We start from the raw sequence: 20,268 nt of genomic DNA, 5'->3' as shown, positions 1-20,268 counted from the left end.
CCTTAGCGGCGCGCCCGGCGGGGGCGCGGCTGGCACACCGGGCAGCTGTAGGACGAGCGGTTCATGAACTCGTCGCGGCGGATCGGCGCGCCGCACCGGCGGCACGGCTCGTCGCGGCGCCCGTAGGCGTCCAGGGAGCGCTCGAAGTAGCCGCTCTCGCCGTTCACGTTGACGTAGAGGCTGTCGAAGGACGTGCCGCCGACCGCGAGGGCGGCGCCCATGACGTCCCGTGCGGCCTCCAGGACGCGCGCGGCCTCCGCCCGCGTCATCGTGTCGGTTGGCCGCGCCCAGTGCAGCCTCGCCCGCCACAGCGCCTCGTCGGCGTAGATGTTGCCGACGCCGCTGATCAGCGACTGGTCGAGCAGGGCGCGCTTGATCCCGGTCCTGCGCCGGCGCAGGGCGCGGAAGAACGCCTCGGCGTCGAACGCGTCCTCCAGCGGGTCGGCGGCGATGTGGGCGATCGGTGCGGGGACGAGCGAACCGGCGTCGAACGCGTCCGGGACGAGGTCGGTGAGCATGAGGTGCCCGAACGTCCGCTGGTCGACGAAGCGCAGGTCGTGGCCGCCGTCCGTGAAGACGGCCCGGACGCGGAGGTGCTTCTCGCGCGCGCGGTCCGGCTCGCCGACGAGCAGCTGCCCGCTCATGCCGAGGTGCGCGAGCACCGCCTCGGACTCGTCGTCGAGGGGCGTCCACAGGTACTTGCCGCGGCGGCGCGGGGCCCGCATCGTGCGGCCGGCGAGGCGCGCGGCGAAGTCGGCCGGGCCCGCCTCGTGGCGGCGCACCGAGCGGGGGTGCAGGACCTCCGCGGACGCGATCGTCCGGCCGGTCGTCCAGCGCTCCAGGCCCCGCCGGACGACCTCGACCTCGGGCAGCTCAGGCACCGGCCTGGGCCGCCTGACCGGCCTCCCGCGCCGGGTCCTCGCCCTGCGCCCCGGCCTCCCGCCGGACGACGATCTCGCGGATCTCGTTCCAGGCGGCCTCGGCGGCGTGCTGCTCGGCCTCCTTCTTGCTGCGGCCCTCGCCCGCCCCGTAGGTCTTCCCGCCGACCCGCACCGACGCGCGGAACGTCTTCTGGTGGTCGGGGCCGCTCTCGGCGACGTGGTACTCGGGGACGCCGAGCTCCTCGACGGCGGTGAGCTCCTGCAGCGAGGTCTTCCAGTCGAGCCCGGCGCCGAGGCCGGCCGACCGGGCGATCAGGCTGTCGAACAGCCGGTGCACGAGGGCGGACGCCTCGTCCAGGCCGCGGTCCAGGTAGACGGCGCCGATCAGCGCCTCCAGGGTGTCGGCCAGTATCGACGCCTTGTCGCGGCCTCCGGTGCCCTCCTCGCCGCGGCCGAGCCGGATGTGGGCGCCGACGCCGAGGCCGCGGGCGACGCCCGCGAGGGCGCGCATGTTGACCACGGCGGCGCGCAGCTTCGCCAGCTGGCCCTCGGGCAGGTCGGGGTGGCCCCGGAACAGGGTGTCGGTGACGACGAGGCCCAGCACCGAGTCGCCGAGGAACTCCAGGCGCTCGTTGGTGGGCAGGCCGCCGTTCTCGTAGGCGTACGAACGGTGCGTCAGCGCCCGTTCGAGCAGGTCGGCGGTCACTTCGACGCCGAGGGCGGCGGTCAGTTCCGCGCGCTCCGGCGCGGGTTCGCTCTTCTTGGCGCTCACGGGCCCTCCTCGCAGGCCGTGCACCGCGCATGGCGCGGTCGCTGATGCGGCGCGCCGGCCGAAGCGGCCGGGACGGCGAGGACGCGCGGCGGGGAGGAGGTCCGCGAAGACGAGGTGCGCGCCGGTCTGCTGATCCCGGCGTGCACCACGGCTCCGGGCGCGCTCTCCGCGCCGGTCACCACGCCGACGTCGCGCGCCGGGGTGGTCGGGGTGGGATGTCCGTCCCGCACCTTGGGGGGCGGGCCGCGCCGTTCGCGCGGGTCCGCCCCCCAGGATGCGGGAAGGTCTCAGGCCGACGGGGCGATGACCTGCCGCCGGTCGTAGGTTCCGCATGTCGCGCACGCGGTGTGCGGCAGCTTGTGGTCGCGGCACGTCGGGCACTCGACCAGGTTGGGCGCCGCGGTCTTCCACTGCGAGCGCCGGTGCCGCGTGTTGCTGCGCGACTTCTTCCGCTTGGGGACGGCCACGTCAGCCCTCCTGCTTTCCTTCTCGTCGGTCGAATGAACCATGGGAGCCGGAGCTCCCGTTCCCCCGTTCGGGGGAGGCCGGCGGGGTGTCGCCGGCGATGTCCCGCAGCGCCGCCCATCTGGGGTCGGCGACGTCGTGGTGGTGCCCCGGCCCGACGTCCGCGAGCCGTGCACCGCAGTCCGGGCAGAGGCCCGGGCAGTCGTCCCGGCACAGCGGGGACAGCGGCAGCGCGAGCAGCACCGCGTCCCGCAGGACCGGTTCGAGGTCGATGAAATCGCCCTCGAGGCGGAGCTCGTCGTCGTCGGCGTTCCCGCCCGAGCGGGTGTCGTCGTAGACGAAGAGCTCCTGGAAGTCCGCCTCGAAGGACGAGGCGATCGGGTCGAGGCAGCGGGAGCACTCCCCCTCCAGGGGGACCGTCGCCGTGCCGGTGACGAGCACCCCCTCCAAGACCGCTTCGAGCCGGAGGTCCAGCTCGATCGCGGCGCCCTCGGGGACGCCCACCATCTCGACGCCGAAGTCCTCCGGTGCCGGCACGGTCAGGCGCTTCTCCCGCGACGACCCGGGTTGCCTGCTCAGCGCTCGGGTGTCGAGCACGAGAGGGGCGTTGGGGTCAAGGCGAGTCAGCGGACTCCTGCTTTCGTGAGGCATGGTGAACAGCGGCCGCCGGTGATGGCCGATGTCCCAGGATACCGCCCCCGGAGCACTGGCCCAACTCGCGGCCCGTCCGGCGGGGCCCGGCGGTCAGTTCTCCTGCTGGAGCCGCCGCACCAGCCGGTCGTGGACGCTGTCGGGGACGAGCCCGGAGATGTCCCCGCCGAACCGCACGACCTCCTTCATCAGGCTGGACGACAGGAACGCGTACTCCGGGTTCGTCGCCATGAAGAGCGTCTCCACGCCGGCGATCCGGTGGTTCATCTGGGCCATCTGCAGCTCGTACTCGTAGTCGCTGACGGCCCGCAGCCCCCGGACGATGACCGGGATGTCCTGCTCCCTGCAGTAGTCGACGGTGAGCCCGTAGAACTTGTCCACCTTGACGTTGCCGTACTCCAGCGTGACCTCGGAGATCATGTCGGCGCGCTCGTCCACGGTGAAGAGGCTCTTCTTGTTCTTGTTGATCAACACCGCGACGACCACCTCGTCGTACAGACGGGAGGCGCGGCTGATGATGTCGAGATGCCCGTTGGTGACGGGGTCGAACGATCCCGGACAGACGACACGGCGCACGACGTGAACCCCTTCGGTCCCGGTTTCTGACCTGCGGCGTGAACGTACCAAATCGCATTCGGCCCGGTTTCACCCGGGCTCGCCGGGACGCCCTCCGCCGCCCGCTCAGCCCGCCAGCGCATCGATGATCTTCGCGGCGATCGGACCCGACTCGATGCCGTAGCCCGGCGCCTCGGTCAGCACCGCGACCGCGTACTTGGGGTCGCTCCGCGGCCCGAAGCCGATGAACCAGCGGTCGTTGTAGGCGGCCCCCTCGACGTCGGCGGTTCCGGTCTTCCCGCCGAGGACGGACGTCCCCTTCAGCGACTTGCCCGTGCCCCTGTCGACGACGGCCTCCATCAGGTCCCGCATCTGCTCCGCCTGGCCGGACGTCAGCGGGCGCGACAGCCGCTTGGGCGAGACGGTGTCCACCGTGGCGCCGCTCGGGGCGCGCAGCTCGTCGACGAGGTGCGGCCGCATGACCTCCCCGTCGTTGAGGACGCCGGCGGCGACCATGGCCATCTGCAGCGGGGTGGCGACCGTGCTGCCCTGCCCGATGGAGCCGAGCGCGCTGAGCGACGGCTGGTCGGTCTCCGGGAACGCGCTGGCGGCGCTCCGCAGGCCGTCGGCGTACTCGATCCGGTCGCCGAACCCGAACCCGCCCGCCGCCTCGTGGACGGCGCCGTTGCCGGGCTCCTCGGCGCCCATGTAGGCGAACGTGGTGTTGCAGGACTGCGCGTACGCCTCGACCAGCGGGATCCGGCCGAGGTCGCAGGAGCCGCCGATGTCGCCCGCGTCGTTGTTGATCGCCCGTCCGGCGCCCGGCGGCTTGTAGCTCCGTCCGGCCAGGACCTCCGCGTCCTCGGTCGCACCGGCCTTGAGCGCCGCGGCGGCGACCACCGTCTTGAACGTGGAGCCGGGCGGGAACAGCTCGCGGGTGGCCTTGTCCAGCAGCGGTTTGAGCCGCTGGTCGTTGAGCCGCTCGAAGGCGTTCACCGCCTTCCGCCGGTCGAGGGTCGACACGGCGTCCGGGTCGTAGGACGGCGTGGACGCCAGCACCAGCACCGCGCCGGTCCGGGCGTCGAGGACCACGGCCGCCGCCCGCCGCGCGCCGCCGGACGCCAGCGCCTCGTAGGCGACGCGCTGCGCCTTGACGTCGACGGTCGACGCGACCGTCCCGCCGGGGACGTGGTTGCCGACGAGCTTGTCGACGAAGTTCGAGGTGGCGAGGCGGTCGTCGGTGCCGTCCAGGAAGTGGTTCCCGGCCTCCTCCAGCCCGGTCTGGGAGAACACGGAGAAGTAGCCGGTGACCGGCGCGAAGGCCGGGCCGTCCCGGTAGTGGCGCTGGTAGCGGCCGTCGTCGAGCCTCTCCGACCAGGCGAGCCGCAGGCCGTCCGCCACGATGGGCCCCCGGTCGATCTTGAAGCGGTCCTCGAACCGGCGGGCGTTGAGCGAGTCGTCGCGGAGGTCCTGCGCCTCGAAGCCCTGGACGTAGGTGATGTTCGCCATCAGCGCGACGGCCATCACCAGGGCCAGGACCCAGGTGCGCCCCAGGGCGCGGTCGATCCCGGGCTTCATGGGCCTGGCATTACCCGATCCGCGGCCGTGTCAACGGCCCTCCGCGCGCCCGTACCAGAAAATCGCCTCGCCGTAGCGCCGGTCGCGCTCCGCCTCGTAGCCGTCGGGCCAGCGCAGCGCGGGGCCGCGCGCGGCGCGCTCCACGACGACCAGCGCGTCGGGCGCGGTCCAGCCCTGGTCGCGCAGGTCGTCCAGGAGGGCGGTGACGGACGCGTCCGCGAGCGCGTACGGCGGGTCGGCGAAGACCAGGTCGTAGGGCTCGGCCGGCTTCCCGCGGACGAGCCGCTCCACCTTGTCCTGGCAGGGGACGGCGCCGGGCAGCCCGAGCGCGTCCGCGTTCTGCCGGATCGCCCTCATCGCGCGCGGATGGGACTCGACGAGCAGGGCGTGCGCCGCGCCCCGGGACAGCGCCTCGAACCCGACCGCTCCCGACCCGGCGTACAGGTCGGCGACGCGCAGCCCGTCCAGCGGGCCGAGGAGGGCGAGGACGGTCGAGAACAGGCCCTCGCGGGCGCGGTCGCCGGTGGGCCTGGTGTCGCGTCCGGGCGGGGTGGCCAGCCGGCGTCCGCCCGCGCTGCCCGCGATGATCCGCGTCACGCCTTCTCCAGGAAGTCGGCCCGGTCCTCGTCGAGGAGGGAGGCCAGGACGGTCGCCAGGCCGGGGTGGTCCGCGAGGCCGGGATCGCCCGCGACGAGCGCCGTCGCCTCCTCGCGGGCGTCGCGGATCACGTCCTCGTCCCGCTGGAGGGTGAGGAGCCGCAGGCTGGACGCGCGACCGGCCTGGGCCGCGCCGAGCACGTCGCCCTCGCGGCGCTGCTCCAGGTCGAGCCGCGACAGCCGGAACCCGTCGGTCGTGGACGCGACGGCGTCGAGCCGCTCGCGGGACCTGCTGCCCGGCTCGGCCTCGGTCACCAGCAGGCAGAGGCCGTGCAGCGAACCGCGTCCGACGCGTCCGCGCAGCTGGTGGAGCTGGGACACGCCGAACCTGTCGGCGTCCATGATGACCATGACGGTGGCGTTGGGGACGTCCACGCCGACCTCGATGACCGTGGTGGCGAGCAGGACGTCCAGGTCGCCTTGGGTGAAGCGGCGCATCACCGCGTCCTTCTCGTCGGGGTGGAGTTTGCCGTGCAGGACGCCGATGCGCAGGCCGGTGAGCAGCTCCTCCAGCTTCGGCAGCACCTCCATGATGCCGAGCGGCGACCTGCGCTCCTCTTCGTCCGCGGCCACGGCGTCGCCTTCGTCGCCCTCCTGCTCGCCGATGCGCGGGCATACGATGTAGATCTGCCGCCCCTTCGCGGACTCCTCCCTGATGCGCTCCCAGATGCGGGCGAAGAACGCGGGCTTCTCGGGCGGCACGACGTGGGTCTGGATCTCCGACCGCCCGGCGGGGAGCTGCCCGAGCACGGACGTCTCCAGGTCGCCGAAGACGGTCATCGCGACCGTGCGCGGGATCGGCGTCGCCGTCATGACCAGCACGTGGGGCCGCCCGCCGCCGACCTTCTCGCGCAGCGCGTCCCGCTGCTCGACGCCGAAGCGGTGCTGCTCGTCGACCACGACGAGGCCGAGTTCGGCGAACTGGACGGTCTCCTGGAGCAGCGCGTGGGTGCCGACGACGATCCCGGCGGCGCCGGACGCGGCGTCCAGCAGCGCCTCCTTGCGCGCCTTCGCGCCCTGCGACCCGGTCAGCAGCGTGACGCGGGTCGCGTGCTCGGCGCCGCCGATCTGCCCGGCCTGGGCGAGGTCGCCGAGCATCCCCGTGATCGACCGGTAGTGCTGCTGCGCGAGGACCTCGGTGGGCGCGAGCAGCGCCGCCTGCCCGCCGCCGTCCACGACCTGCAGCATCGCCCGCAGCGCGACCACCGTCTTGCCCGCGCCGACGTCGCCCTGGAGGAGGCGGTGCATGGGGTGGTCCCTGGCCAGGTCGGCGGCGATCTCGTCGCCGACCTGGCGCTGTCCCTCGGTGAGCTCGAAGGGCAGGCGCGCGTCGAACTCGGCCTGGATGCCCCCGAAGACCGGCGGGCGGGGCTTGGCCGGGAGCGCGGCCGCGGCGAGGCGGCGCTGGGCGAGGGCCGCCTGGACGACGAACGCCTCGTCCCACTTGAGGCGCTTCTTGGCGCGGCCCAGCTCGTCCCAGCTCTTGGGGCGGTGGATGCCCTCGTACGCCTCCCGCAGCCCGATCAGGCCGCGGCGCCCGAGCAGGGCCTCGGGCATCGGGTCGGCGGGAAGGTCCAGCTGGGTCAGGACGGTCTCGACGGACGTGCCGATCGTCTCGATGGGCAGCGCCTTCGTGGACGGGTAGATCGGGATGATCTCGTCCGCCCACTCCTGCGCGGCCTGCTCGGCGCTCCGCTCGTGGACGACCTTGTACTGCGGGTGCGTGAGCTGCCGGACGACGCTCCCGCTGCGCGGCCGGTAGGTGCTGATCTTTCCGGCGAACAGGCCGCGGGTGCCGGGCGACAGGTCCTTCTCTGGCCGGTAGGAGCCCTTGCGGCCGAAGAAGCTGAGCTTGAGCTCCCCGGTGCCGTCGGTGACGGTGATCTCCAGGACGTAGCCGGGATTGCGGGTGAGCGTGCGGCCCTGGACCTTCACGACCTCCGCCATCACCGTGACGTGCTCGCCGTCCTCCAGCCCGCTGAGCTGCGTCAGCTCGCCGCGGTGGGCGTAGCGGCGCGGGTAGTGGTGCAGCAGGTCGCCGACCGTCCGCAGGTCGAGGCCCTTCTCCAGCGCCTTGGCCGTCTTGTCGCCGAGGACATTGCGCAACGGCTCGTCGAGGTTCGCCACGCACCCTTTTCTAGCCCATCGGCACGACGCGAATCACTCGACGCCGATGAGGAGGGGGTACCGCTCCTGCCCGCCGTCGTAGACGCCAGCCTCCACGTCGGGGTGCTCCCGGCGGAGGCGCTCTTCGAGGACGGCGGCCAGACCGGGCGGTGCGTGCGTGCCGGCGACCAGCGTGACGAGCTCGCCGCCGCCGGACAGCATCCGGTCCAGGACGCGGGCCGCCACCTGCGCGAGGTCCGCGCCGATCGTGACGACGTCGCCCTCGATCAGGCCGAGGACGTCGCCCGGCCGGCACAGCCCGACGCTCGTCACCGCCTCCTCCCCGGCGACCTCCAGGTGGCCGAAGCGCGTCGCGCCGGCGGCGCGGGTCATCTCGATCACGTCCTCGCCGAAGCGGCGCAGCGGATCGTGCACCGCCAGCGCCGCGATCCCCTGGACGGACGCCTTCGTCGGCACGACCTCGATCCGCGCGCCGGCGTCCCGCGCGCGCTCTGCGGCGGCCTCGGCGAGCGCCAGGACCTCGGGCTCGTTCGGCAGGACGGTCACCTCGTCGCCCGCCGCGAGGATCGCCTCCGCCAGCACCGCCAGCGGCGGCGCCGCGCCCGGCTCGCGGCGGACGACCCGCGCGCCGCCCTCCTCGAACAGCGCGGCCAGCCCGTCGGCGGCGGTCACGGCGATCACCGCGCGGCCGGTGTGCGGCGCGTGCGGCTCCCCGGTCCCCGGGTGCAGGCAGCCGACGCGGATCCGGTGCGGGCGCCCCGCCGCCATGCCCGCCTCGATCGCGGCCCCGGCGTCGTCCACGTGGACGTGGACGTTCCACAGGCCGTCGCCGCCCACCACGACGAGCGAGTCGCCGAGGCCGTCGAGCCGCTCGCGCAGGGCGTGGACGGCGCCGTCCGGGGCGTCCAGCAGGTACATGACCTCGTAGCCGGGGCCCCGCGGCGCCGGGGGCTCCGGCGCGGGCGCGGACGTCCCGGCGGCGCGGGCGGGCACCTCGTACCGCTCGGGATACTCCTCGGTGACCACGGCGGCCAGGGCGTCGAGGACCACGCAGAGCCCGGCCGCGCCCGCGTCGACCACGCCGCTGCGGGCCAGGACGTCCAGCTGGGCGGTCGTGCGCCGGAGCGCCCGCCGGGCCCCGTCCGCGGCGGACCGGCACGCGTCGGGGAGCCCGGTCCCGGGCGCCGCGCACGCGGCGGCGGCCGCGGCGAGGACGCTGAGGATCGTCCCCTCCACGGGATGCTCGACGGCGCCGCGGGCCAGCCCGGACGCGTGGCCGAGGGCCGCCGCGAACGCCGCGCCGTCCGGCGGCGCGTCCAGCGGGCCGAGGACGTCGGCGAGGCCGCGGAGCACCTGGCTGAGGATCACGCCCGAGTTGCCCCGCGCGCCGAGCAGCGCGCCCTGCGCCAGCGCCCGCCACGTCTCGGCGGGGCCCGCGCCGGCCGGCAGCTCGTCCAGCGCGTCCGCCGCCGCGATGAGGGTCAGGTGCAGGTTGGTGCCGGTGTCGCCGTCCGGGACGGGGAACACGTTGAGCGCGTCGATCTCGCCCCTGGTGCGGCCGAGGGCCTCCGCCGCCAGCCTGCACCACCGCCGCACCGCCGCACCGTCGAGCACCTCGCCCACGAACCCGCTCCCCTGCTCGCTGCCGCCGATGGCGATCCTCCCAGGGTGATTCGCCTACGGGCGGGCTGTCGGCTAGTCTGATCCGTGCGCCTCGTCCGAGGCGCTCATCAGTGAGCACCCATGATGCCCGGCCCGCCCGTCGGCGGCACCGGGCGGCGCTCCGGTCAGAGCATCGACACCACTTGGAGTTTCCCGTGGCTTCCGTCTGCGACGTCTGCGGCAAGGGACCCGGTTTCGGCATGCGCGTCTCCCACTCGCACCGCCGCACCCCGCGCCGCTGGAACCCCAACATCCAGCGCGTGCGCGCCGTCGTGAACGGCAGCACCAAGCGGATCAACGCCTGCACGTCCTGCATCAAGGCGGGCAAGATCGTCAAGCCCACGGTCTGACCCGCACGGACTTCGGTCGGCTCATCGGTGTGCTCCGGTGAGCCGACTTTTGCATGTCCGGGTCAGAAGCCCCGAGGTCAGAGCGCCGGGGTCAGGAGCGCCGGCGCCAGGCGTGGTCGACCGGGCCGATGCCGGCGCCCAGCGGGAAGCCCGCCGCGATCGCGGCGGTCACATAGTCCTTGGCCCGCGCCACCGCCGTGGGGACGTCGTAGCCCAGCGCCAGGTTGGACGCGATGGCGGACGCGAGCGTGCAGCCGGTCCCGTGGGTGTGGCGGTTGTCGTGCCTCGGCGCGGTGAAGCGGTACTCCCGCTCGCCGTCGAACAGCAGGTCGGCGGGCTCGCCCGGAAGGTGCCCGCCCTTGATCAGCACCCACGCCGGGCCGAGCGCCTTCACGGCCTCGGCGGCCTCGCGCAGACCGCCCTCGTCCACGACCTTGACGCCGGTGAGCTGCTCCACCTCGTGCAGGTTCGGCGTGACGACGGTCGCGGCGGGCAGCAGCACCGAGCGGACCGCATCCACGGCGTCCGGGGCGAGCAGCGAGTCGCCGTGCTTGGAGACGCCCACCGGGTCGACGACCGACGGGGCGTCGGAGGCCGCGAGCGCCTCGGCGGCGATCTCGACCAGGACGGTGGACGCCAGCATCCCGGTCTTGAGCGCGTGCACGCCGATGTCGGACAGGACGGAGTCGAGCTGCGCGCGCACCGCCTCGGGCGGCAGCTCCCAGTAGCCCTGCACGCCGAGGGAGTTCTGCGCGGTGACGGCGGCGATGACGCTCATCCCGTGGACGCCGTGGGCGAGCATGGTCTTCAGGTCCGCCTGGATGCCGGCGCCGCCGCCGGAGTCCGAGCCCGCGATGGTGAGCACGAGGGGCGGGGCCTGGGGGGAGGGCGGAGTGCGCGACATGCCGTCCAGCCTATGGCGGTCCGCGCGGGCCGGCGTCCTCAGACCAGGGCGCAGGGCAGCTTGTTCAGGATGCAGGACGACGGCGCGGCCGCGGCGCCGCGCGCGGTGAACACGATCCGGACGGTGTCGCCGGGCGCGATCGCGCTGCGGCCCCTGACGAACGCGAGGCCGCCCGTCCGGACGACGGTGGCGCCGCTGATCGCGGTGACCGACGCGTTCGGGATCTTGAAGGCGAGCGCCCACTTCGCGACGGGCTGCGTGCCCTTGTTCGCGACGGTGGCGGTGGCCTTGAAGCCGCCGGGCGCCTCGGCGGCGACCCGGAAGGCGATGATGAGCCCGTCGGCGCGGGCGGCGCCGCGGCCGGCGCGCTCGCCGGGGCCGCGCTGGGAGACCTGGCTGTCGCGCGGGTTGGTCACCGTGTCGCGGGGGGCGCCGCCGGCGAAGTTGAGCGAGATCTGCTGCGTGCTCAGCGCGTAGGAGACGATCCCCACCGCGATGACGAGCGCGACGATCGGCAGCAGCGGGAGCGGGAGCATCGAGAAGAACTTCGACATGCCGCGCCCGCCCGGCGTTCGCGCGCCCTCGTCCTGCGGCCGGTCGGGGGGCGTCTCGGCGGCGGTGGCGGGAGGCGGGGCCGCGGCGGGAGCGCCGGGGTAGTCGCCCGGATAGTCCCCTGGGAGGGGGGCGTACCGGTACTCGTCGGGCGGGTCGTGCCGGCCGTCGGGTGCGGGCGGCGGACCCGGCCGCGGCCGCTCGTACGACGACACGAACACCCGGTCGTCGGTCGGCCCGGAGAAGGCGTCGTAGGACGGGTCGGCGGGAGCGCCGAAGTACGGACCCCGGGACGCCGTGGCGCCCGATAGGGGTTCGTCGTCCGGTTGCTCATGCCTCGTGTGTCGTCCCATCCCACCTTCTTCGATCACAGGATGTATACCAAACCCGTCCCAAACCTGCCTACCGGATGCGTCAACGCACACGCCTGTACGCGCTCCGTGCACGCCCCGGTTCAGGCCGTTCAGACGGCGAAGTGGTCCCACGCGCCGGAGGGAGGTTCGCGTCCGTCCACGCGCACCCCCGAACCCGCCGTCACGACGCCGATCCGCGACCAGGACGGCGGCGCGGCCCCGGGGAACGTCCCGGCGAACGCGTGGTCCTCGCCGCCGGTGAGCGCGTGCCGCAGGCCGTCCGGGCCGAGGATCTCCGGGACAGGGACGGCCGCGGAGTCGATCTCGATCCGGACGCCGCTGGCGCCCGCGATGTGCCCGAGGTCCTGGACGAGCCCGTCGCTCACGTCCAGCAGCGCGGTGGCCCCGTGGGCCCGCGCCTCGTCCCCGGCCCCGTAGGGCGGTTCCGGACGCCGGTGCGCCGCGATCGTCTCCGCGGGCCCGTCGCGTCCCTCGGTGAGGAGCGCCAGCCCGGCGGAGGCGTACCCGAGCCTGCCCCGGACGGCCACGACGTCGCCCGGACGCGCCCCGGACCGGGTCAGCGGGGCCGCGCCGCCCAGGTCGCCGAGCGCGGTGACCGCGAGCACGATCCGCGGCGCGGACACGACGTCGCCGCCCGCCACCGACGCCCCGGCGGCGCGGCACTCGTCGGCGAACCCGTCGTACAGCCGCTCGGCCCAGTCGGCGGCGGTCTCGGCCGGCGCCGCGAACCCGATCAGCAGGGCGGTCGGCCGGGCGCCCATCGCGACGACGTCGGCCAAATTCTGCGCGGCGGCCTTGCGCCCGATGTCGTAGGGGCCGGACCAGTCGCGGCGGAAGTGCCGCCCCTCCACGAGGAGGTCGGTGGTGGCGACGACGCGCCCGTCCGGGGCGGCGACCACCGCGGCGTCGTCGCCGGGGCCGAGCCGGACGGCCGGGCCCAGCGGCAGCCGCCGCGTCAGCCGGCCGATCAATCCGAACTCGCCCAGCTCCCCGATCGTGCCCATCCGCCGCCCGTTCACCCGTGTTCCGCCTGTTCGGCCCGCGCCGCCGCGGCACCCGGCACCCCGGCACCCCGCGGCGGCGCGTAACACGATACGGTGAACCGTCCGACGGTTGATTCTCCGCATGGGGAGGACGTGATGGTGCAGGCCTACATCCTCATCCAGACCGAAGTCGGTAAGGCCGCCGAGGTGGCGGGCCACATCTCCGGCGTGCCGGGTGTCACCCTGGCGGAGGACGTCACGGGACCCTATGACGTGATCGTCCGAGCGGAGGCGCGCAATGTCGACGAGCTGGGCAAGCTCGTCGTGGCGCAGATCCAGGCGGTCGAAGGCATCACCCGCACCCTCACCTGCCCGATTGTCCACATCTAACGGGCGTTTGCCGGGGGGTCTGGGGGGTCGTCCCCCCAGGCTGGCAGTGCGTTTGCCGGGGGGTCTGGGGGGTCGTCCCCCCAGGCTGGCAGTGCGTTTGCCGGGAGGCCGTCTCTCCAGGTGGAGCGTGCGGCTCGTGGCGCTCGCCGCGGTCGCGGCGGCGGCGGGATGCGGCGGCGGCGCCGTCCAGGTCCCCGTGCCGAGCCCGGACGCGGCGGTCGCCCGGCTGTGCCAGGGCCTGCGGCTGCCCGAGAAGGTGCGCGGGCAGGAGCGCCGCGACGCCTCCCCCGGCTCGCCGCTGACCGCCGCGTGGGGCTCGCCCGCGATCGCGCTGCGCTGCGGCGTGCCCCGGCCGGCCCGGCTCCAGCCGAGGTCCGACCTGGTGACGATCAACGGGCTCGACTGGTTCGGCGTGCCCGCCGACCGCCCGGTCACCTTCACCGCGGTCGGCCGGCAGGCGTACGTCGAGGTGACGGTGCCGCCGAAGTACAACCCGGCCGGGGACGTGCTGATCGAGCTCGGGCCGTCGATCAAGGCGACGATCCCGCCCCAGCCCGAGGGCCGGCTCTGATCACCAGATGGGGACCGGGCTCTCCCCGCGCGGGTAGTAGCCGGGGATCGGCTCGCCGGCGGCGGCCCGGTCGAGGCGCCGCTTCATGCCGTCCGACAGCACGCCCGCCTTCATCATCTCGACGAACACGGACGTGACGTTGCCGAGGTCGAACCAGTCGCGCTGCCACGACCACCGGCGGTTCCCGGCGTACCGGAACCAGGACCCGCCGATGCCGAGCACCTCGTAGGGCGTCCCGTCCGGGCGGACGGCGTCGGCGACCTGCTTCCAGAAGCCGACGACCTCGCCCTTGACCTCGTCGACCAGGATGCTCTGGTACGGGTACGTCCAGCCGTCGAGGCCGCCCATCTCCGAGCCGAGCGCGATGTCGCGGATCTCGTCCCGGCCGACGGCCATGAAGTCCTGGGCGGGGCCGATGTTCCAGCCGTACGTCGCGTCCTCGGTGTAGAGGTCGGCGAGGGGGCGCCAGTCGCCGATCTCCTCGCACCGGCGGTTCTCCGCCAGCCAGTGCTCCACCATCGCGTCGAGTTCTTCTCGGGGGAAGGACGGCATCATGTCTCCAGCAGTCTGAGGGCCTGGGTGGGGCAGTAGCGGACGGCGGCGGTCACCTCGGCGCGGGCGTCCTCGGGCGGTTCGGCGTCGAGGACGCGCACCTTGCCTTTGCGTGGTACCTCGAAGACGCCGGGGGCCTCCAGTTCGCACATGGCGTGGCCCTGGCAGAGGTCAAGGTCGGCCTCGACCCTCATCGGCGCCTCCTGCGGTAGCGGACCGCGCACGGCTGGGCGAGCTGGACGACCATCTTGGAGTGGTCGTTGCGGTAGGTCTCGAGCGGCTGGGCCGGTTCGAACTCCCAGTCCCGCAGCAGCACGGAGAAGATGGCCTTGAGCTGCATCATCGCGAAGTTCGCGCCGACGCAGCGGTGCCGTCCCGCGCCGAACGGGACCCACGTCCACCGGTTGAGGAGGTCCTCCTCGCGGGGCGAGACGTAGCGGCCGGGGTCGAAGGCGTCCGGGTCGGGGAAGTCGGCCTCGATCCGGTTGGAGACGGCGAGGCTGCACCCGACCATCGTCCCGGCGGGGATGCGGTGGCCGAGGACCTCCTGGTCGGACTGCGCGACGCGCAGCAGCAGGATCAGCGGCGGGTGCAGCCGCAGCGCCTCCTTGACCGCCGACTCCAGCCGCGGGATGGCGCGCAGCGCCTGGAACGACACCTCGCTGCCGTCCTCGTACATCGCGTCCAGCTCGCGGACGACGCCGTCCAGCGCGTCGGGGTGGCGGAGCAGCTCGATGAGCGTCCAGGCGGCGGTGCCGGACGTGGTGTGGTGCCCGGCGAACATCATCGAGATGAACATGCCGGTGATCTGGTCGGCGTCGAACTTCAGCGTCCCGTCCGGCTCCCGGACGGACATGAGGACGTCGAGGAGGTCGCGGTCCTCCCTGGGCGGTTTCGGCTCCCGGCCGTCCATGATCCCCTGGACGAGTGCGACGAGCCCCGCCCGCGCCGCGTCGCGCTTGCGGAAGCTCTCGATGTCGGCGTACGGGTCGACGTAGGCGATCGCGTCGGTGCCCTGTTCGAGGTCGTGGTACAGGTCGGCGAACCGGCGGTCGAGCTGCTCGCGGAACTTGCGCCCGATCAGGCACGCGGACGAGGTGTAGATCGTCAGCTCGGCGAAGAAGTCGAGCAGGTCGATCTCGCCCTCGTCGCCCCAGCCGGCCACCATCCGGTCGACCTCGGCGGAGATCGTCGCGGCGTGCCCCTTCATGAACGAGCCCTTGAGCGCCTGGTTGTGCAGGGCCTCGCGGCGCTGCTCGGGGGTCGCGTCGAAGACCACGCCCTCCCCGAAGATCGGCGTCATGAACGGGTACGCCTCGGCCTGGTCGAGCACCTCGTCCGGCGCGCGGAAGAAGAACTCGTTGGCCTCGGCGCCGGACAGCAGCACGACGCGGCGTCCCGCGAGCCGGAACTCGCCGACGTCGCCGCACTCCTCCCGGACGCGGCGCATCAGCCCGATCGGGTCGCTGCGCAGCTCCTCCAGGTGGTCGGGCCCGCCCGACACCGGCCGCGGCTCCACCAAAGCGGTCATGATTCCTCCAGGGGGGCTTCGGGCTGTACTTCGACGAGCCGGAGATGGGCGCCGCGCGGGGTCGCGACGACCGCGGAGACGGCGGCGGCGACGTCGGACGGGCGCAGGAAGTACGGGTGGCGGGCGCGGCCCCATTTCACCCAGTCCTCCAGGACCGCGCCGGTCGTCTCGGCGTCCCAGGTCATGCCCATGCCGGTCGCGGTGGGGCCGGGCCGGACGATGGACGCGCGCACGCCCGTCCCCTCCAGCTCCATCTGCATGGTGCGCGCCATGCCCTCCACGCCGTTCTTGGCCGCGATGTAGGCGCCCGTCCAGGAGCGCGGCTCGGGGACGGTGTCGGAGGAGATGAACACGATGTCGCCGCGCCGCCGCGCCACCATCGGCGGGACGAAGTGCGACACGAGCCGGTGCGCGCCCACGAGGTGGACCTGCACCTGCGCGAGGAACTCCTCCGTGCCCAGTTCGTGGACGCGTCCGGCGGACAGGTCGCCCGCGCCGGAGACGACGACCTCGACCGGGCCGAGCGCGTCGGCGGCCGCGGCCGCGAACGCCTTGACGGAGTCGGCGTCGGTGACGTCCAGCGGGTGGGCGAGCGCCTCTCCCCCGCCGGCCCGGATCGTCGCGGCCAGCTCCTCGCACTTGTCGGCGCGCCGGGCGCCGAGCGCGACCGGGTGCCCGGCCAGCGCCAGCGCCGTCGCCGTCGCCGCGCCGATCCCGGAGGACGCGCCGGCCACCACGGCGGGGCGCCGCTCGGGATGGGGGTCGAATCTGGGCATGTCTAGCTCTCCTTCCGCGCCCGGCCCGCAACGCGCACGGGCAGGGCCGCGAAACCGCGGACGTTCACCGAATGCACCCGCTCGGCGCCCGCGAAGTCGACCTCGTAGGACGCGACGGTGCGGACGAACTCGGCCAGCGCGATGCGGGCCTCCAGCCGGGCCAGGTTCGCGCCGAGGCAGAAGTGCCGCCCGCCGCCGAAGCTGACGGACTGCGAGGTGTCGCGGTCGAGGTCGTAGGCGTCCCCGTCCGCGAAGACGCGCGGGTCGCGGTTGGCCGAGCCGACCAGCAGCAGCACCCGGTCGCCCTCGGACACGCGCCGCCCGTGCAGCTCGACGTCCCGCAGGACCCGCCGGGCCAGCATCTGGCTGGAGGTGTCGTAGCGGAGCGTCTCCTCCACCCAGTCGTCCACCCGCGCCGGGTCGCGGAGCGGCTTCGCGGCCTGGGCGGGGTTGCGCGCGCCCCAGTACAGGGCGTTGGCGAGCAGCTTGGTCGTGGTCTCGTTCCCGGCGACGACCATGAGGAACAGGAACGCGATGATCTCGTTGTCGTCGAGCCGGTCGCCGTCGATCTCCGCGTCCAGCAGCGCCGAGGTCAGGTCGCCGGTCGGCCTGCGGCGGCGCTCGGCGACCATGTCCTGGTAGTAGCCGGCGAGGGTGAGCGCCGCGTCCATCCCGGCGGGCGGGACGTCGTTGAGGCCCTCCTCCCGGTGGACGACGGTGTCCGCGAGGCGGCGCACCTCCACCCGGTCGGCCTCGGGGACGCCCATCATCTCGGAGATGACGTCCATGGGCAGCAGGCCCGCGAAGTCGGCGACGAAGTCGAACTCGCCCTTCTCCAGGGCGGGCTCCAGGTGGCGCAGGGTCAGGGCCCGGATTCCGTCCGCCATCTCCTTGACGCGCCGCGGCGTGAAGCCCTTGGACACCAGTGCGCGCATCCGCGTGTGGCGCGGCGGGTCGAGCGCGAGGAACGACATCGTCCGGGGGGCGTGCGGGCCCCAGGCGCTCGGCTCCACCGAGACGCCGTAGGAGTTGGAGAAGGTCGTGTGGTCCCGGAAGGCCGCCGCGACGTCGGCGTGCCGGGACAGCGCCCAGAAGCCGATCTCGTCGTTGCGGTACAGGGGCGCCTCCTCGCGGAGGCGCGCGTAGACGGGGTAGGGGTCCTCATGGACGGCGTAGTCGAACGGGCTGTAGGAGACCTGCGCGGCAGGGTCCACGGCCGTCACCTCACTCGGCGGGTTCGGGCAGGATGAGCTCGGCCATCTCGGCGAGCCGGTCGGCCATGCGGGCGTAGGACGTGTAGCCCATGCCCGCGTGTACCAGCGCGCCGGTGTAGGCCAGTTCCAGCGCGCCGACGGTCCTCGGGTCGTCGTGGTCGCGGAGGGCGGCCTCCAGCCGCTCGCGGATCGCGACGCCGATCCGCACCCGCAGCTCGCGGACGTCCGGGTCGGTGCCGAGCAGCGCGGTGGTGCACGCCGCCGCGAGCTCCGGCTCGTCCGAGACCAGCAGCGCGATCTCGCGCAGCACCTCCACCACGCGCTCCAGCAGGGTGCCGTCCGCCTCCACCGGGGGCAGCGCGCTGAGCCGCCGCCAGAACACCTCGGTGATCAGGTGGTTCTTGGACGCGAAGTAGGTGTAGGCGGTCGCGGGCGCGACCCCGGCGCGTTTGGCCACGTTGCGGACGGTCAGCCCCTCGTAGCCGCTCTCGCCGACCTCCGCCACGGCGGCGTCGGTCAGCCGCCGCACCGTGTCGGCCTGCCGCTCGGTGAGGCGGCGGCGCGTGGGTTCGGTCGTCAGCTGCTCTTTACCGGACACGTGTCCAGACATTAGTTCAGGAGATGCCCGTTGGCAACAACGGCGGCGGTGTGGGGCGGGCGGGATTCGAACCCGCTCAGCGCGAGGCACCTGCTTTACAGGCAGGCCCGACTCTCCGGGCGTCGGCGCCGCCCCCTGCGCGGGACCGGCCCGCGCTCCGTACCTCCGGAGGGATTCGAACCCCCAGCGCACAGCACCTCATGCTGCCGTCTCTGCCGTTGGACTACGGAGGCGTGCGGCTCCCGGGATTCGAACCCGGAGCGTCCACTTCCTGAAAGTGGCCCCTCTGCCGTTGGGGTAGAGCCGCGTGGGTGGCGAGGAAGGCGTCACTCGCGGCGGCTCGGCCGGGGCCTCGTTACGAGGCGGGATACCGGCCGGGGCGGGCGTGCGACGCCGGACGCAGTCGCAGTCGATACTGCTCGAAAGCCATGGCCGGTCCTCCTCTCAACCGTCGTGGACGGGGTGGCGTGCTCCACGGTGCCATCGGCGGCGCGCGGCGCGCAACGTGTTTTCCGGCGGCCGGGTTTCATCCGGCGGCCGGGGCTCGTCCGGCGGTCAGGTCTCGTCGGGCGGTCAGGGCTCGTCGGGCAGGGACCAGCCGAAGGCGACCAGCGCCCAGAACGCGACCATGATCCAGCCGAGCGCGATCCCGGTCACCGCGAGTCCGAGCCCGCGCTCGCCGGAGCGCCGCACCCGCACCCACGCCAGGTGCCCGGCGATGATCGCGGGGATGGACGGCAGCCCGCACGTGACCAGCCCCACCGCCCCCATGGACACCGCGTAGATCGCGAGGCTGTTGACCGGCGGCCTGCCGGGCGCGGCCGGGTGGACGTGGGCCGTGCCGGGCGGGCGGGCGGCGTGCGGCTGCTGCGTCGGGTACCCGCTGTAGCCGCCCGGCCGGCCGTACGCGGCCGGGCGGGCGGCGATCGCGTCGGCGTACCGGTTCCAGGACTCCGCCTCGGCCGTGCGCCCCTGCCCGGTCAGCAGCACCGCGAGGTTGCGCATCGCCGCCGGGTCGCCCGCCTGCGCGGCCTGCCGGTACTGGCGCTCGACCAGCGCCTCCGCCTCCCCCGCGGCGAGCCCCGGCGCGGGCCCCGCCACGGGCCCCGGTACGGGCGGCCGCGCGTCCGGTGCGGACGGCTGCGCGCCCGGCACCGGCGGGCGGGCGGCGCCGGGCGCCCGGGTGGGCCGGTGCCGGACGTCGCCGGAGATGAGCCGGTCGAGGAGCGCCTGCGCGGACGGGCGCGTCGCCGGGTCCTTGGCCAGCGCGTCCTGGACGGTGCGGAGCAGCGGGCCGTCCAGCCCGCCGAGGTCCGGTTCGCCGCTCATGATCTGGTGGATGACCGCCGGCAGCGAGTTGCCGCCGAAGCACGATCCGCCGCGCGCCGCGAACGCGACGGTCGCGCCCCACGCGAACACGTCCGACGCGGGGGTCGCGCCGCGCCCGTCCAGCTGCTCGGGGGCCATGAACGCGGGCGTGCCGACGATGCCGCCGGTCGCGGTGAGCCGCGTCCCGTCCTGGGACCGGGCGATGCCGAAGTCGATGACACGCGGCCCGAACGTGGACAGCAGCACGTTGGCGGGCTTCAGGTCGCGGTGCACGACGCCCGCGTCGTGGATGGCGGTCAGCGCCGTCGCGATGCCGACCGCGACGGCCTCCAGGTCGGCGCCGCGCAGCGGCCCGTCCTTCGCCACGGCGGCGTCGAGGCTCGGGCCGTTGACGAACTCGGTCACCAGGTACGGCGGAGCGGCGGCGGGGTCGGCGTCCAGGACCGGCGCCGTGCAGAACGCCCGGACGCGCTGCGCCGCCGCGACCTCCGCCTCGAACCGCGCGAGGTAGCGCCGGTCGGCGGCGAACTCCCGCCTGATGACCTTGATGGCGACCTTGCGCCCGGACGCGTCGAGCCCCGCGTACACGGTGCCCATCCCGCCCTCGCCGAGCCGGTCCACGACCCGGTAGGGGCCGATGCGTTCCGGCAGGCCAGGGTGCGCCACGGGATGTCCCCCTCAAGACGTGGTTCGGCACTCCAAGCCTGTCACATTCCCGACATCTGTTCTCTCTTAAGGAAGTGGCCGAATTCGCCGGATCAGACCTTGCGTCCGGCGGTGCCCTGAACTGTAGTCTG

At 74.0% G+C, this 20,268-nt stretch carries 22 protein-coding genes and 3 tRNA genes; 3 read left to right on the top strand and 22 right to left on the bottom strand.

The window, feature by feature from the left end:
- Positions 1-2: 2 nt before the first annotated feature.
- The 9 genes from mutM to ACA511_RS32630 all read right to left on the bottom strand — a co-directional run bounded on the left by mutM (position 3) and on the right by ACA511_RS32630 (position 9,308).
- Entirely contained in the window at positions 3-881 is an 879-nt protein-coding gene (gene mutM / locus ACA511_RS32670; protein ID WP_375028534.1) for a bifunctional DNA-formamidopyrimidine glycosylase/DNA-(apurinic or apyrimidinic site) lyase, read from the bottom strand.
- The gene (gene rnc / locus ACA511_RS32665; RefSeq protein WP_375028533.1) at positions 874-1,653 is read right to left on the bottom strand and encodes a ribonuclease III; all 780 of its coding nucleotides are present in this window, start codon (positions 1,651-1,653) and stop codon (positions 874-876) included. Before rnc ends, mutM begins: the two co-directional genes overlap by 8 nt.
- Before the next feature lie 287 nt (positions 1,654-1,940).
- Entirely contained in the window at positions 1,941-2,120 is a 180-nt protein-coding gene (gene rpmF / locus ACA511_RS32660) for a 50S ribosomal protein L32 (RefSeq protein WP_067632153.1), read from the bottom strand.
- A gap of 1 nt (position 2,121) precedes the next feature.
- Positions 2,122-2,769: a DUF177 domain-containing protein gene (locus tag ACA511_RS32655; protein WP_375028532.1), complete on the bottom strand. Its 648-nt coding sequence runs from the start codon at positions 2,767-2,769 to the stop codon at positions 2,122-2,124.
- A gap of 93 nt (positions 2,770-2,862) precedes the next feature.
- Positions 2,863-3,345 (bottom strand): pantetheine-phosphate adenylyltransferase, encoded by a 483-nt coding sequence (gene coaD, locus ACA511_RS32650; protein ID WP_375028531.1) that lies wholly within the window; start codon positions 3,343-3,345, stop codon positions 2,863-2,865.
- Positions 3,346-3,450: 105 nt separating this feature from the next.
- Entirely contained in the window at positions 3,451-4,902 is a 1,452-nt protein-coding gene (locus tag ACA511_RS32645; protein WP_375028530.1) for a penicillin-binding transpeptidase domain-containing protein, read from the bottom strand.
- A gap of 30 nt (positions 4,903-4,932) precedes the next feature.
- Positions 4,933-5,499, bottom strand: coding sequence for a 16S rRNA (guanine(966)-N(2))-methyltransferase RsmD (gene rsmD / locus ACA511_RS32640; protein ID WP_375028529.1), 567 nt, complete (start codon positions 5,497-5,499; stop codon positions 4,933-4,935).
- Entirely contained in the window at positions 5,496-7,685 is a 2,190-nt protein-coding gene (gene recG, locus ACA511_RS32635) for an ATP-dependent DNA helicase RecG (protein ID WP_375028528.1), read from the bottom strand. The genes rsmD and recG overlap by 4 nt, the downstream gene beginning before the upstream one ends.
- A 33-nt stretch (positions 7,686-7,718) precedes the next feature.
- Positions 7,719-9,308: a DAK2 domain-containing protein gene (locus ACA511_RS32630; protein WP_375028527.1), complete on the bottom strand. Its 1,590-nt coding sequence runs from the start codon at positions 9,306-9,308 to the stop codon at positions 7,719-7,721.
- 194 nt (positions 9,309-9,502) lie between these two features.
- Here ACA511_RS32630 and rpmB point away from each other — a divergent pair, with 194 nt between their 5' ends.
- Positions 9,503-9,697, top strand: coding sequence for a 50S ribosomal protein L28 (rpmB, locus tag ACA511_RS32625; RefSeq protein WP_067632165.1), 195 nt, complete (start codon positions 9,503-9,505; stop codon positions 9,695-9,697).
- A 91-nt stretch (positions 9,698-9,788) separates the two neighbouring features.
- Here the strand turns inward: rpmB and thiD are convergent, their stop codons facing one another.
- The 3 genes from thiD to ACA511_RS32610 form a co-directional block, all read right to left on the bottom strand.
- Positions 9,789-10,601 (bottom strand): bifunctional hydroxymethylpyrimidine kinase/phosphomethylpyrimidine kinase, encoded by an 813-nt coding sequence (gene thiD, locus ACA511_RS32620; protein ID WP_375028526.1) that lies wholly within the window; start codon positions 10,599-10,601, stop codon positions 9,789-9,791.
- Positions 10,602-10,639: 38 nt separating this feature from the next.
- On the bottom strand, positions 10,640-11,506 hold the full coding sequence (locus ACA511_RS32615) for a cellulose binding domain-containing protein (RefSeq protein ID WP_375028525.1): 867 nt from the start codon (positions 11,504-11,506) through the stop codon (positions 10,640-10,642).
- 110 nt (positions 11,507-11,616) lie between these two features.
- Complete coding sequence (locus ACA511_RS32610) at positions 11,617-12,531, bottom strand: thiamine-phosphate kinase (protein WP_375028733.1); 915 nt, start codon at positions 12,529-12,531, stop codon at positions 11,617-11,619.
- 135 nt (positions 12,532-12,666) lie between these two features.
- Here ACA511_RS32610 and ACA511_RS32605 point away from each other — a divergent pair, with 135 nt between their 5' ends.
- Positions 12,667-12,900, top strand: a complete 234-nt coding sequence (locus ACA511_RS32605; RefSeq protein ID WP_375028524.1) for an Lrp/AsnC family transcriptional regulator — start codon at positions 12,667-12,669, stop codon at positions 12,898-12,900.
- A 127-nt stretch (positions 12,901-13,027) separates the two neighbouring features.
- Entirely contained in the window at positions 13,028-13,471 is a 444-nt protein-coding gene (locus ACA511_RS32600; RefSeq protein WP_375028523.1) for a DUF3515 domain-containing protein, read from the top strand.
- On the opposite strand, the gene ACA511_RS32595 is transcribed toward ACA511_RS32600, so the two are convergent.
- The 10 genes from ACA511_RS32595 to ACA511_RS32550 all read right to left on the bottom strand — a co-directional run bounded on the left by ACA511_RS32595 (position 13,472) and on the right by ACA511_RS32550 (position 20,137).
- Positions 13,472-14,023 (bottom strand): nuclear transport factor 2 family protein, encoded by a 552-nt coding sequence (locus ACA511_RS32595; protein ID WP_375028522.1) that lies wholly within the window; start codon positions 14,021-14,023, stop codon positions 13,472-13,474.
- Positions 14,023-14,217 (bottom strand): ferredoxin, encoded by a 195-nt coding sequence (locus ACA511_RS32590; RefSeq protein WP_375028521.1) that lies wholly within the window; start codon positions 14,215-14,217, stop codon positions 14,023-14,025. The genes ACA511_RS32595 and ACA511_RS32590 overlap by 1 nt, the downstream gene beginning before the upstream one ends.
- Positions 14,214-15,554, bottom strand: coding sequence for a cytochrome P450 (locus tag ACA511_RS32585; protein WP_375028520.1), 1,341 nt, complete (start codon positions 15,552-15,554; stop codon positions 14,214-14,216). The genes ACA511_RS32590 and ACA511_RS32585 overlap by 4 nt, the downstream gene beginning before the upstream one ends.
- Positions 15,551-16,330, bottom strand: coding sequence for an SDR family oxidoreductase (locus ACA511_RS32580; protein ID WP_375028519.1), 780 nt, complete (start codon positions 16,328-16,330; stop codon positions 15,551-15,553). Before ACA511_RS32580 ends, ACA511_RS32585 begins: the two co-directional genes overlap by 4 nt.
- A 2-nt stretch (positions 16,331-16,332) precedes the next feature.
- On the bottom strand, positions 16,333-17,544 hold the full coding sequence (locus tag ACA511_RS32575) for a cytochrome P450 (RefSeq protein ID WP_375028518.1): 1,212 nt from the start codon (positions 17,542-17,544) through the stop codon (positions 16,333-16,335).
- 10 nt (positions 17,545-17,554) lie between these two features.
- A complete protein-coding gene (locus ACA511_RS32570; RefSeq protein WP_375028517.1) occupies positions 17,555-18,142 on the bottom strand; it encodes a TetR/AcrR family transcriptional regulator in 588 nt (195 codons plus the stop codon).
- A gap of 51 nt (positions 18,143-18,193) precedes the next feature.
- Positions 18,194-18,277, bottom strand: a tRNA-Tyr gene (locus tag ACA511_RS32565).
- A 25-nt stretch (positions 18,278-18,302) separates the two neighbouring features.
- Positions 18,303-18,375 (bottom strand) — tRNA-Leu (locus ACA511_RS32560).
- Between the two features lies 1 nt (position 18,376).
- Positions 18,377-18,449, bottom strand: a tRNA-Leu gene (locus ACA511_RS32555).
- A gap of 266 nt (positions 18,450-18,715) precedes the next feature.
- On the bottom strand, positions 18,716-20,137 hold the full coding sequence (locus ACA511_RS32550) for a protein kinase (RefSeq protein WP_375028516.1): 1,422 nt from the start codon (positions 20,135-20,137) through the stop codon (positions 18,716-18,718).
- Positions 20,138-20,268: the final 131 nt, after the last annotated feature.

It is taken from the genome of Actinomadura sp. GTD37, from assembly GCF_041951365.1.
Lineage (GTDB): Bacteria > Actinomycetota > Actinomycetes > Streptosporangiales > Streptosporangiaceae > Spirillospora.
Note: the sequence above shows the minus strand (reverse complement) of the source record. Positions and strands in the feature narration are given on the sequence as shown.

Bases quoted from the DNA above. Each gene is read 5' to 3' on its own strand.
- ACA511_RS32655 (WP_375028532.1), bottom strand. From the start codon at position 2,769: ATGCCTCACGAAAGCAGGAGTCCGCTGACTCGCCTTGACCCCAACGCC.
- ACA511_RS32645 (WP_375028530.1), bottom strand. From the start codon at position 4,902: ATGAAGCCCGGGATCGACCGCGCCCTGGGGCGCACCTGGGTCCTGGCC.
- thiD (WP_375028526.1), bottom strand. From the start codon at position 10,601: ATGTCGCGCACTCCGCCCTCCCCCCAGGCCCCGCCCCTCGTGCTCACC.
- ACA511_RS32615 (WP_375028525.1), bottom strand. From the start codon at position 11,506: ATGGGACGACACACGAGGCATGAGCAACCGGACGACGAACCCCTATCG.
- ACA511_RS32610 (WP_375028733.1), bottom strand. From the start codon at position 12,531: ATGGGCACGATCGGGGAGCTGGGCGAGTTCGGATTGATCGGCCGGCTG.
- ACA511_RS32605 (WP_375028524.1), top strand. From the start codon at position 12,667: ATGGTGCAGGCCTACATCCTCATCCAGACCGAAGTCGGTAAGGCCGCC.
- ACA511_RS32595 (WP_375028522.1), bottom strand. From the start codon at position 14,023: ATGCCGTCCTTCCCCCGAGAAGAACTCGACGCGATGGTGGAGCACTGG.
- ACA511_RS32590 (WP_375028521.1), bottom strand. From the start codon at position 14,217: ATGAGGGTCGAGGCCGACCTTGACCTCTGCCAGGGCCACGCCATGTGC.
- ACA511_RS32585 (WP_375028520.1), bottom strand. From the start codon at position 15,554: ATGACCGCTTTGGTGGAGCCGCGGCCGGTGTCGGGCGGGCCCGACCAC.
- ACA511_RS32580 (WP_375028519.1), bottom strand. From the start codon at position 16,330: ATGCCCAGATTCGACCCCCATCCCGAGCGGCGCCCCGCCGTGGTGGCC.